Raw genomic sequence first — 11,566 nt, 5'->3', positions numbered from 1 at the left:
GGTGCAGTCATGCCCGAAATGACGCTTAGACAAATCGAAGTGATCCGTGCCGTGATGATGACCGGCACGATCAGCGGGGCGGCCGACATGCTGAACGTGTCTGCGCCGGGCATCAGCCGATTGGTCAAACATACCGAAGAGTCGCTGGGCATCCGCCTGTTCGAACGCAAGGCTGGGCTGTTCGTGCCATCGATCGAGGCCAGCAAGGTCTTTGATCAGGTGCGCGAGGTCTATAAAGGCGTGGCCAACCTGCAAAGCGCGGTGGGCGCGCTGCAGCAGGGCGATGATGTTGTGCTGGCCTTCGCCTCGGCCCCGTCTATCGCCCAGTTCATCGCGGCGCGGGTGCTGAAACGGGTCAGGTCGCGGTATTCCGATCTGTTTATCGATCTGAACATCCTGAAAATCGAAGAAACGGTGGATTATCTGCTGCTGGAACGGGGCGAGTTCGTGATCATGAGTTCGCCGGTGCAGAACGCAGCGGTCGAGAATGACCATATTGCCGAAGGGCGGTTGGTGGTGATTCTGCCCGAAGGTCATCGACTGGCCGAGAAGCAGGCGATTTCGGTTCATGATCTGGCCAAAGAAGACATGATCGGGATCGATCCGAACGATCCCTATGGCCGTTTGATCAGTCAGCCCTTTGCCGAGGCGGGGCTGGAGTTGAAGCACTCGATGCGCGGCAGGTTCGCGCAAACGGTGGTCAGCCTTGTGCGCCACGGGTTGGGCGTGGCCGTTATCGACGAATTTTCCGTGGCCGAGGTCTATATGCCGGGTGTGGTTCGTAAACCTTTGGAACAGCACATCCCGATTTCCACGTTCGTGGTGCGCAAAAAGGGGCGGGTGCTGTCCAACTTTGCCGAATTCACTATCCAGCAATTTCGGCGTGAATTGGCCAAAGCGGTCGAAGATGGGCCGTGGTACCGCTCACATTATTAACATCTTGTTAATCTCAGCTAATAATTGATATTTGCAGTTATTTTCCATCAGGCTCATGACACTAGGGTCATTCGCTGGAATTGCCGGCGAAAGTGAACGTGACTTGATGGGAGGACATCCATGAAACGTTATCTTATCGGCGCCATCAGTGCGCTGGCTTTGACCGCGACAACCGTTGCTGCCGAATACCCCGAAAAAGAAATTCAGGGCATCATCCAGTGGGGTGCTGGTGGTTCGACTGACACTGTTATGCGTTCGGTCACCCCGCACGCCGAAGCCGCGCTTGGCGGTACAGTTGTCATGCAGAACATGACAGGCGCTGTTGGTGCGATCGCGCTGAACTACGTCGCTGACGCCGATGCAGACGGTTACACCGTTCTGATGGGCGCAGAAAACCCGATGCTCTATAAGATCATGGGTCTGGGCGACAAAGACTATGGCGAATTCGTTCCGATCAACATCCTGGCACGCGGCACGCCGCTCTTGGTTGCGAACAACGACGCGCCCTTCAACTCGTACTCCGAGATGATCGCCTACGTAAAAGAAAACCCCGGCACAGTGCGCTTTGGTTCCACTGGCCCCGGTGGTCTGCCGTCTGTTGTGACAGCGATGATCAACGCGGTTGAAGGTGAACTGGACGTTATCGCGGTTCCTTACGACGGTGACGGCCCGGCCCTGACAGGTCTGCAAGGCGGCGCAATCGACGTGATGCCTGCGGTTCTGGGTGCGGCGATCGAAAGCGTTCGCGCTGGCAACATGAAGGCACTGGCCGTTTTCGACACAGCCGAAAACGATAAGCTGCCGGGCGTTGAGGCCGTTGCAGAGGTAAACGACGGTTACAACACATACCTGCCGTGGGGCCCGTTCTTTGGCGTATTCGTACCCAAAGGCACACCTGACGACGCGGTTGCCAAACTGTCTGCTGCTTATGCCGAAGGCGCGAAGAACCCCGAGTTCATCGAGCTGATGGAAGGCCGCGGCTTTACCCTGATGGGTATCTCCGGTGACGAAGCAGATGCGTTCCTGTCCAAGTGGCAGCAAGGCACAGCATGGCTTCTGCAGGACGCAGGTCTGACCAAAGCGTCGCCCGAGGAATTCGGCATCGCGCGTCCGGGCGAATAAGCACCATCCCCGTCGCAGGTCCCTGTGACCTGCCGGACCTTGGACGTCGCATTTCATAAAAGAGGTGCGGCGTCCTTTGACTTTAAGACGACAACACTGGGGGAGGCCCATGCAACACATCGATCCGGAACACCACGATGGCACGTCCGATGCCACACCCGGCGGAGAGCCGGACAAGCGCAGACCGGGAGAGCTGGTTTTTGCCCTTGTGATGTTGCTGGCCAGCCTTTTCCTTTTGAACAGCGCCTACGGCATTGCGGGCTTTGACGCCCTGTCTTCACCAGGGGCCATCCCGATGGCCACAACGGCGGCCATGGTGCTGAGTGCGGCTGTCATTCTGTGGAACACGGCGAATTTACCGTTGGATCGCACAGAAAGCCTGATCAAAGACATCCTGCCGCTGACTGTTGTGATGTTCGCGCTGTTTCTGGTGGCCTTCGGTTTTCTGCTGAAACCCTTGGGCTTTCTGCCCACATCGGCGCTGTTCCTGATCGCCGCGATCAAGATCCTTGGCAAGCGAAGTTGGGTCTGGACCGTGGGCATCGCGGTGTTCAGCCTTGTGGTGGTCTGGCTGATCTTCCGCATCGTGTTCACCGTTCTGATGCCCGCAGGCATCGTGCCCGAGGCCGAGTTGATCCAGTTTTTCCGTAACGTCTTTGCAGGGGGGGCGCAGTGATGGAAACGTTGATGCACTTCCTGACCGTTTTTTCGGACCCGCAGTTGTTGCTGCTGGTTGGTCTTGGCACCTTTGCCGGTGTCTATGTCGGTGCGATCCCCGGCCTGTCGGTGACGATGGCCGTGTCGATCCTGATTTCCTTTACCTTCTCGTGGGATGTCTATCCGGCGATCTCGCTGATGATCGGCATCTATATGGGTGGCGTTTACGGCGGCTCGCGGACGGCGATCCTGCTGAATATCCCCGGTGCACCTTCGGCGATTGCAACGGCTTTGGATGGCTATCCCATGGCCAAACGCGGCGAGGCGGGTACAGCCATTGGCGTGACGACTGTTATGTCCTTCATCGGTGGTTTTATCGGTATCGGCGTTCTGGCGCTGGCGGCACCCTTCGTGTCGGACTTCGCGCTGAAATTTCAGCCGCGTGACTACATGCTGCTGGCGATCCTAGGCATTCTGCTTGTGGGCTCGCTCAGCCAAGGCAGCCTTGTGAAGGGCATCTTTGCCGGTGCTTTGGGCATCGCCATTGGCGCTGTGGGCCGTGACCCGCTGACATTTGCGGAACGCTTCACCTTTGACTTCCGTCTGATGGAGGGTGGCATTTCCTTCATCGCGGTGATGATCGGTATGTTCGGCGTGTCCGAGGCGCTGCTGCAACTTCACCACGTCGATAAAGACGCTGTGCGCCAAAGGATCACCCGTATTGTGCCGTCGCTGGCGACGGTCAAGAAACACCTGCCGCTGTCTGTACAGACCTCGGCCATCGGGGTGACCATTGGCGCACTGCCGGGCACTGGTGGCGATATCGCGGCGCTGATGGCCTATGACCACGCCAAGCGTGTCACCAAGAACCCTGATCGTGAATTCGGCGATGGCGCGATGGAGGGGCTTGTGGCACCCGAAACCGCCAACAACGCCGCCGTGGGCGGGGCCTTTATCCCGATGATGACACTGGGCATCCCCGGTGATGCGGTCACCGCAATCATGATCGGTGCGCTGTTCATTCACGGCCTGAACCCCGGCCCGATGCTGATGATCGACCAGCCGGATATGTTCTGGTTCATCGTTGGCTGTCTGGTCATGGCGAACTGCTTTATGCTGTTGTTCGGCCTGACAGGGATCAAGCTGTTCACCAAGATCGTCGAAATGCCCCGCAGCGTGCTGATCCCGTTGATCATGCTGCTGTCAATCGTGGGTGCGTTTGCGGTGAACAACTCGATCACCGATGTCTACTGGATGCTGGGCTTTGGTGTCTTTGGCTACTTCATGCGCCACTACGGCTATCCGCTGGGGCCGGTCATTCTGGGCGTGATCCTGTCGCGCCTTCTGGACGACAACTGGCGACGCGCGATCATTTCGGAGCGTGAAGATCTGGGCAACTTCTTTGCCGGTGTCTTCGGCAGCCCGCTGTCCACCGTTCTTCTGATCGCAGTGGTTCTGATTTTTGTCAGCCAGACACCGGTCTGGGCATGGGGCAAATCCCGCATCTTCGCTAAAAAGGAAAACACCTGATGACGGCCAAGCCGGATCTTAAACTGGGTCTGATCGGCGACAATATCGCGCGGTCCCGCTCTCCCTTGCTGCACCGGCTGGCTGGCCAGCAGAATGGCATGGAGGTGCAGTATGACCGTCTGATCCCGAAGGATATGAACGAAGATTTCGATACTGTGTTCGGCAAATGCGTCGAGCGCGGCTATCGCGGGATCAACGTGACCTATCCCTACAAAGAACGCGCGGCCAAGGTTGTGACCATCGACGATCCGATGGTCCGCGCCATCGGTGCTGTGAACACTGTTCTGTTCGAGGCCGACGGTCCGAAAGGCCAGAACACCGATTACAGCGGCTTTATCGCGGCCTATCGTCAGGCCCGTTTTGACAAAGCGCCGGGCGTTTGCTGTCTGATTGGCACCGGCGGTGTGGGACGTGCGCTTGCCTTTGGTCTGGTCGAACTGGGCGCGTCGGAACTGCGGCTGGTGGACCGTGAAGCAGACAAGGCCAAGGCGCTGGCGGATGAGCTGGCAGCTTTGGGCAGCAACACCAAGATCGTTGTGGAAACAGACGCGGTCGTTGCTGCAACCGGTGCAACAGGTCTGCTGAACGGCACACCTGTTGGCATGGTCGGCTATGGCGGCACACCGCTGGTGGCGTCGGCAATGGACGGCGCGGAATGGGCCTTTGACGCGGTCTATACGCCCGTTGATACGCAATTCCTGACCGATGCCGAGGCTGCCGGTCTGGACGTGATTTCCGGTTACGAGTTGTTTTTCTTCCAAGGCGTTCATGCATGGGCTCATTTCTCTGGCACGCCGCTGGATCAGGACGGGCTGCGCACAGCGCTGCTTGAATCGGTCGAGCCAGAGCTGAAGTCCGCTTAACGCGGCGATCAAGGCGCGGGGATGCCGGCGCTGGTGTGACAGAGAAGGACAAAAGATGAAGACTTCAATCGCGACCGTCTCGATTTCCGGAAACCTTCGGGAAAAATTGCATGCCATTGCCAAGGCTGGCTTTGACGGCATCGAAATCTTTGAACAGGATTTCATCGCCGACGAAGGCACCCCGCGTGAAATCGGCCAGATGATCCGTGATCATGGGCTCGAGATTACCTTGTTCCAGCCATTCCGCGATTTTGAAGGCCTGACAGGCGATCTGCGTCAGCGGGCCTTTGACCGCGCAAAGGCCAAGTTCGACACGATGGCCGAACTGGGCACAGACCGTATTCTGGTTTGTTCCACGGTGCATCCTGCCTCGGTCGGCGGGATCGATCGTGCAGCAGATGATTTTGCGGAACTGGGTGAAATCGCAAAGCCTTACGGCATTCAGGTCGGGTATGAGGCGCTGGCATGGGGCCGTCACATCCATGATCACCGCGATGCATGGGAAATCGTGCGCCGTGCCGATCATCCCAATGTGGGTATCATTCTGGACAGCTTCCACACGCTGTCGCGCAAGATTGATCCGAACTCGATCCGCAGCATCCCGTCGGACAAGATCGTGTTCGTGCAGTTGGCCGATGCGCCGCTGATCGACATGGATCTGCTCTATTGGTCGCGCCACTTCCGCAACATGCCGGGCGAAGGCGATCTGCCCGTGACCGATTTTATGCGTGCGGTGGCCGCCACCGGTTATGACGACTGGATTAGTCTTGAGATTTTCAACGACCAGTTCCGCGGCGGACGCCCCGTCGGGTTGGCGCGGGATGGCTATCGGTCGTTGATCGCCCTGATGGACGACGTGCGCCGATCCGAGCCCGATATCGCGGCCACTGTTCCGGATATTCCGGCGCGTCTGACCGTTGATGGCGTGGCGTTTGTAGAATTCACCACGCGCGGGTCCGAGGCTGAAGCTCTGGGCAAATTGCTGTCCTCGATGGGCTTTACACACGTGGGCAACCACGTGTCGAAAAAGGTGGCGCTTTGGCAGCAGGGCGATATCCGTATCGTGCTGAACCAGGAAGGAACCGGCTTTGCCGGATCGGCGTACACGATGCACGGCACCTCGGTTTGCGACGTAGGGCTGCGCGTGTCCAATGCGACTGATACGACCATCCGCGCCAAAGCATTGGGCGAGGACCTGTTCAGCCAGCCAGTTGGCCCCGGTGAATTGGAAATCCCTGCAATCCGCAGTGTCGGCGGCAGTGTGCTGCACTTTATCGACGACGCCAGCGGTCTGAGCGATGTGTGGGACGTGGAATTCCGGCCATTCGGGCAAGGGCCCGAGAATAAAGTGGGCCTGTCACTGATCGACCATGTGGCCGAGACGATGAACTATGATGAAATGCTCAGCTGGTCGCTGTTCTACACCTCGATTTTCGACATGAAGCGCGCGCCGATGAATGACGTGATCGACCCTGACGGGTTGGTACGCAGTCAGGCGATTGAAACGCCGGACGGACAGGTGCGGATCACGCTGAACGGCGCGGAAACGCACCGGACGCTGGCGGGCAGCTTCTTGGCCGAAAGCTTTGGTGGCGCGGTACAGCATCTGGCATTCCAAGCGGACGATATCTTTGCCACGGCTGAGGAAATGGCGGGCCTTGGGTTCGAACCGCTGCCGATGACAGGCAACTACTACCGCGATCTGAAGGCGCGGTTCGCGATTGATGATGCTCATTTGGAGAAACTTAAAGCCTATCACATCCTGTACGATGAAGACGGGCAGGGCGGGTTTTATCAGTTCTATTCGAAACCTTTTGCGGGCGGCTTCTTTTTCGAGATCGTGCAACGCGTCGATCAATACGACGGATATGGCGCGCCGAACGCACCGTTCCGCATCGCGGCGCAGAAACGCCTGATGCGCCCAAAGGGCATGCCCAAGTCGTAAGGCGTCGGGTCGGGCCTAGATGTTTTCCGGTGTGAAAATGTCAAAGCCCAAGGCTACCCGTTGCGCCCCTGCGGCTGGGCCAAGGTCTTTGGACTTGATCATGGTGGCGATGGCTTCGCGGGCGAAGGCCTCCATCGGGTGGGCGATCAGCATGGTCAGTGTCCCGTCAGCCAGCGCGCTGCGGGTGACATCGAACAGCTCATAGCCGACAGCCACGAAATCATCGCGACGCGGATTGTCACGCAGGGCACCGATGGCCCCCGTGATCCCGCCACCCGAGATGAAAAGGCCGCACAGGTCAGGGTGATCGCGCAGCATCTGCTCAACGATATCACGGGCTGCAGCGGCGGACTCGTAGGTCGCCTGAGGTTCCAGCAGGGTGAAGTTGGGATTGTATTCCCGCATATAGGACCGGAAGCCGCTTTCGTTCATTTCCTGATTGCGGAAGCGGTGGTTGCCCACAAGGATGCCGATCTTGCCGGGATTGCGGACCATTTTGTCAAAGGCCCACGCGGCGGTGCGGCCGATCTTCCAGTTATCAAGCCCGACAAAGCTGACATTCCCGCGCGCTGACAGGGGGCCGATCAGGGCCGCGACTGGCACGCCGTTGTCCAGAACCGTGTCGATGGCATTGGCGACGATAGGATGCTGTGCCGCGACAACGGCAATCGATTCGCATCTTTCACCCAATGAGATGATCTGTTGGGCCACGTTTTCAGGTGAAAGGTTGCTGACGAACTCGAGCGTCAGTTTGATCCGGCAATTCGGATGCATCTCAGCTGCGCTGCGGATCGCATTCCCGAGTTCGTCGTAAAACGTCCTGCCGCTTTGCTGGAGCAGAACACCCAGATGATAGGTTTTTCGTTGTGCCATAACGGATTGCGTCATGGCACCAAGGCCATAGAAGCCGATTTCTTCAGCCGTTCTAAGCACCGATTCCCGCGTCGATTCGCGCACGTTTTGGGCGCCGTTGATGATTCTGTTCACTGTCGAAACCGAAACCCCAGCGGCTTCGGCGAGATCGGGAATGGTGGGGCGTTTCATTGTGCCTCTTTCGTATCATTTTATCTCATTCAGGAAATGATCTGACATGTTTTGAAACGAAATTGCAACGAAATGTATCAGACTATTGATCGAAAATGTGTCGTTCTGGCAGAACCCAGGTCCAGCAAATCTTAGCGCTAACAAGTGGCGCTTGATTGCGGATGGGAGGGAATGAATGGACGATCTGCTTTACGGCACACGCGACAAACGCGGCAATTGGGCCCCGAATGAACAAGCCAAGCCAGCTCCTATCTGGCAGCGCCCATTCAGCCTTCGGAAGGTTCTTGCCTGGGTGCCGGAGTATTTGTGGCCGTGGAATGCGTTCCATCTGGCGACAGCGATCATTTGGGTCACGCTGCTGATCCCGAGCTGGGAAAGCCTCGCGACGCTTTCCATCACGAATTACTTTTGGCTGTATGGCCTGAACGCGGCTGGACTGTTTGTCTTTCTGGGCAGCTTCGAGCTGATCTACTACGTCAAGCGCAAGCAGGGGAACCGGTTCAAGTACAACGGCAAGTTCCCGTCGGAAAACCCGTCAGACGTCTTCTGGTTCAAAAGCCAGAACATCGACAACTTCCTGCGGTCGTTCTTTATCACCGTGCCGCTGTGGACGGTCGTCGAGATTGTGATGCTATGGGCCTATGCCAATAGCTGGGCCGTCTGGCTGCCATGGACGACGCATTGGGTCTGGCTGACGGTGGTGATCCTTTTGGCACCGGCCGTACATGAGATCTATTTCTTCTGTCTCCACCGCCTGATCCATACGCCGTTCTTGTACAAACACATCCATTCCGTTCACCACAACTCGATCAACCCGAGCCCATGGTCGTCGCTGTCGATGCACCCCGGTGAAGGTTTTCCTTACATGGCCGAGGCGTGGCTGCACCTGCTGATCCCGTCCAACCCGATCTGCGCGTATTTCACGCTGCACGCGGCTGGCTTCGGGGCGATCAACGGTCACCTTGGCTTCGAGAAACTCGAACTGACCGAAGACACCACTTTGGATAGCCACGCCTACGTTCACTACCTGCACCACAAGTACTTTGAGGTGAACTACGGCGGCGACGGTGTTGTGCCCCTCGATATGCTGTTCGGCACTTGGCACGACGGCTCGAAAGAGGCGGACGAGAAGATGAAGGCGCGTTTCCGCAAGAAAAAGGAAAAGCAGAATTCAAGAAAACCAACGGCAACGCCTGCGGAATAGGTCGACTGACCTGAAGAGCTGCGCTGGGAGGCGCAAAACGGCCCCACGGCCACAACCAATGTCACCCGTAAGAGGAACGGGACCACTAGGGAGGAAATGACATGAAACTGAAGGCAATCATCACGGCGGCTGCGACCGCCACGCTGATGGCAACGGGCGCATATGCGCAGGACATCGCGGTTATCGCGGGCTCTGTCGAAGATGCGTTCATGGACAAGATCAAAAAAGGTGTCGATGACGCGACACACATGGTCGAAGCCAACGGCGGTACAGTTCAGTACCTGCGTACACAGAACTATGAAAACTTCGGTCCCGATCTGGTGACACTGATCAACCAGGCGGTTGCACAGGGCGTTGACGGCATCGCGATCCCCGTCTGGGTTCCGGACGCACAGATCCCCGCGCTGCAAGCAGCAAGTGAGCAGGGCATCAAGATCATGCAGTACAACTCGGGTCTGCCGGTTAAAGCTGACATCAACGCGATCAACTACTTCGGTTCCGACGAATACGAAGCGGGCTTCGGCGGTGGTAAGTACCTTGCTGAAAAGGGCGCGAAGCACATCCTTTGCCACATCCAGGTTCCGGGTGCGATCAACCTTGAAGAGCGTTGCCGCGGTGTAACCGACGGTGCCGCAGCGGCTGGCGCGAAAGTGACTGTTCTGAACACACCTGCGAACCTTGACGGTGACGTCACAGGTACAGCCGAGGCGCTGAAAGCGGAATTCATCGGCGACAGCTCGATCGACGCGATGGTATCCTGCGCGGACTTCGGTGCGGCAGCGGGTGCAAACGCAGTTGAGCAGACCGGTCTGGACATCATGGTTTCCGCCTTCGACTTCTCGCCCGCATCGCTCGAGCGTATCTCGGCCGGTACCCAGACAATGGCTATCGACCAGCAGCCTTATCTCCAGGGCTTCCTTGCAACGTCCATGCTGTTCGCCAACCTGAAGTTTGGCACAGAGATTTCGACAGATCCGGTTCTGACCGGTCCGGCGATTATCGACGCAGCTAACGTTGACGCTGTCAAAGCAGGCGCAGCACTCGGCGCACGCTAATCAGCACATTCGCCCGGCCGGCCCATGCTGGCCGGGCAACTCATTGCGCCCGTAACATCGGATATGCGCAAAAGGCAAAAGTTCACCTTGGGGAATAAAATGGCGGACACACAATCAACAAAGAACGAGTCTTCAGAAGGAGGGTTTTCACTCCTCAGCTTGTTCAGACGCCCAGAAGCGGGCGCGGCAGCCGGTTTCGTACTGATCTTTCTTTTCTTCAGCTTCTTCGGTTGGGATAAGAACTTTCTGACACCGCTCGGCGCATCGACCTGGCTCAACTTCGCCTCCAAGGTGGGTATTATCGCTATTCCGATCGGATTTCTCATGATCGCGGGCGAGCTGGATATTTCGGTCGGGGCGGTTATCCCTGCCGGTGGTATCGTGCTGGCCATGGCGGTCGAGATCTTCGGTTTCAATTTCTGGGTCGCAGTCCTGTTCAGCTTTGCTGTCGCCGCCGCCATCGGCTGGATCAACGGGATGCTTGTGACCCGCACGCAGGTGCCGTCGCTGATCGTAACCCTTGCCACGCTCTTCGTTGTGGCCGGTCTGAACGCCTATATCTCCAAGCAGATCGCGGGCACCACGCAGCACAGCCTGCCCGACGCGGGTGTCATCTCTGAATTCCTGATGGGTGATTACCATTCGCTGGTGATCGGTGAGGGCGAAAGCGCGTTCACGATTTTCCGCAGCCTGCAAAGCTCGTTCTTTATCTGGATCGTTGTGGCGATCATGTGCTTCTACATCCTGCACGTCTCGCCTTGGGGCAACTGGATCTTTGCCATGGGCGGTGATCAGGAAAGCGCCCGCAACGCAGGTATCCCGACCAACCGTCTGAAGATCGCATTGTTTATGTTGTCAGCCATGGCCGCCGCACTGGTCGGCATGACCGAAGCGGTTCTGGCGAACACGGCAAGTACGACAACCCAGTTCGGTATGATCTTTAACACCATCATCTGTGTGGTTGTTGGCGGCGTGCTTCTGACCGGCGGTTTCGGGACAGTGACAGGGGTTGTGTTCGGCACGCTGACATTCGGCATCGTGTTCCAGGGCATCAACTTCACCACCTTCGACAAAGACCTGAACATGCTGTTCATCGGCGCGCTTCTTCTGATCGCGGTTCTGATGAATGACACCTTCCGTAACCTCGCGACCAGCGCGTCGACGTCCAAGAAGAAGTGAGGTCTTAACGATGTCTGATAAAGCTCCTGTA

Annotated in this window: 10 protein-coding genes; 9 read left to right on the top strand and 1 reads right to left on the bottom strand. The window is 57.6% G+C overall.

All coding sequences use genetic code 11. The annotated features are described in order from the left end of the window. The first annotated feature begins 9 nt into the window (after positions 1 to 9). From AC4FIA_RS16490 to AC4FIA_RS16465, 6 genes are all read left to right on the top strand, one after another. Positions 10 to 936 carry a LysR family transcriptional regulator gene (locus AC4FIA_RS16490; protein ID WP_490366746.1) on the top strand — a complete coding sequence of 309 codons (927 nt, stop codon included), beginning with the start codon at positions 10 to 12 and terminating at the stop codon, positions 934 to 936. Between the two features lie 120 nt (positions 937 to 1,056). Next, positions 1,057 to 2,058, top strand: a complete 1,002-nt coding sequence (locus tag AC4FIA_RS16485) for a Bug family tripartite tricarboxylate transporter substrate binding protein (RefSeq protein WP_490366745.1) — start codon at positions 1,057 to 1,059, stop codon at positions 2,056 to 2,058. 109 nt (positions 2,059 to 2,167) lie between these two features. Beyond that, a complete protein-coding gene (locus tag AC4FIA_RS16480) occupies positions 2,168 to 2,734 on the top strand; it encodes a tripartite tricarboxylate transporter TctB family protein (RefSeq protein WP_490366744.1) in 567 nt (188 codons plus the stop codon). Further along, positions 2,734 to 4,245, top strand: a complete 1,512-nt coding sequence (locus AC4FIA_RS16475) for a tripartite tricarboxylate transporter permease (protein ID WP_490366743.1) — start codon at positions 2,734 to 2,736, stop codon at positions 4,243 to 4,245. Before AC4FIA_RS16480 ends, AC4FIA_RS16475 begins: the two co-directional genes overlap by 1 nt. Further along, the gene (locus AC4FIA_RS16470) at positions 4,245 to 5,108 is read left to right on the top strand and encodes a shikimate dehydrogenase family protein (RefSeq protein ID WP_490366742.1); all 864 of its coding nucleotides are present in this window, start codon (positions 4,245 to 4,247) and stop codon (positions 5,106 to 5,108) included. Before AC4FIA_RS16475 ends, AC4FIA_RS16470 begins: the two co-directional genes overlap by 1 nt. Before the next feature lie 55 nt (positions 5,109 to 5,163). Beyond that, a complete protein-coding gene (locus AC4FIA_RS16465; protein WP_490366741.1) occupies positions 5,164 to 7,053 on the top strand; it encodes a bifunctional sugar phosphate isomerase/epimerase/4-hydroxyphenylpyruvate dioxygenase family protein in 1,890 nt (629 codons plus the stop codon). A 15-nt stretch (positions 7,054 to 7,068) separates the two neighbouring features. Here the strand turns inward: AC4FIA_RS16465 and AC4FIA_RS16460 are convergent, their stop codons facing one another. Then, positions 7,069 to 8,097, bottom strand: a complete 1,029-nt coding sequence (locus AC4FIA_RS16460) for a LacI family DNA-binding transcriptional regulator (protein ID WP_490366740.1) — start codon at positions 8,095 to 8,097, stop codon at positions 7,069 to 7,071. A 175-nt stretch (positions 8,098 to 8,272) separates the two neighbouring features. Here AC4FIA_RS16460 and AC4FIA_RS16455 point away from each other — a divergent pair, with 175 nt between their 5' ends. From AC4FIA_RS16455 to AC4FIA_RS16445, 3 genes are all read left to right on the top strand, one after another. Further along, positions 8,273 to 9,301: a sterol desaturase family protein gene (locus tag AC4FIA_RS16455; RefSeq protein ID WP_490366739.1), complete on the top strand. Its 1,029-nt coding sequence runs from the start codon at positions 8,273 to 8,275 to the stop codon at positions 9,299 to 9,301. A gap of 101 nt (positions 9,302 to 9,402) precedes the next feature. After that, on the top strand, positions 9,403 to 10,356 hold the full coding sequence (locus AC4FIA_RS16450) for a substrate-binding domain-containing protein (RefSeq protein WP_490366738.1): 954 nt from the start codon (positions 9,403 to 9,405) through the stop codon (positions 10,354 to 10,356). A gap of 159 nt (positions 10,357 to 10,515) precedes the next feature. Beyond that, positions 10,516 to 11,535, top strand: coding sequence for an ABC transporter permease (locus tag AC4FIA_RS16445; RefSeq protein ID WP_490366737.1), 1,020 nt, complete (start codon positions 10,516 to 10,518; stop codon positions 11,533 to 11,535). Positions 11,536 to 11,566 lie beyond the last annotated feature (31 nt).

This window comes from Thalassococcus sp. (assembly GCF_982780845.1).
Note: the sequence above shows the minus strand (reverse complement) of the source record. Positions and strands in the feature narration are given on the sequence as shown.

Coding starts and splice junctions, on each gene's coding strand:
- AC4FIA_RS16490 (WP_490366746.1), top strand. CDS start 10: ATGCCCGAAATGACGCTTAGACAAATCGAAGTGATCCGTGCCGTGATG.
- AC4FIA_RS16485 (WP_490366745.1), top strand. CDS start 1,057: ATGAAACGTTATCTTATCGGCGCCATCAGTGCGCTGGCTTTGACCGCG.
- AC4FIA_RS16480 (WP_490366744.1), top strand. CDS start 2,168: ATGCAACACATCGATCCGGAACACCACGATGGCACGTCCGATGCCACA.
- AC4FIA_RS16475 (WP_490366743.1), top strand. CDS start 2,734: ATGGAAACGTTGATGCACTTCCTGACCGTTTTTTCGGACCCGCAGTTG.
- AC4FIA_RS16470 (WP_490366742.1), top strand. CDS start 4,245: ATGACGGCCAAGCCGGATCTTAAACTGGGTCTGATCGGCGACAATATC.
- AC4FIA_RS16465 (WP_490366741.1), top strand. CDS start 5,164: ATGAAGACTTCAATCGCGACCGTCTCGATTTCCGGAAACCTTCGGGAA.
- AC4FIA_RS16460 (WP_490366740.1), bottom strand. CDS start 8,097: ATGAAACGCCCCACCATTCCCGATCTCGCCGAAGCCGCTGGGGTTTCG.
- AC4FIA_RS16455 (WP_490366739.1), top strand. CDS start 8,273: ATGGACGATCTGCTTTACGGCACACGCGACAAACGCGGCAATTGGGCC.
- AC4FIA_RS16450 (WP_490366738.1), top strand. CDS start 9,403: ATGAAACTGAAGGCAATCATCACGGCGGCTGCGACCGCCACGCTGATG.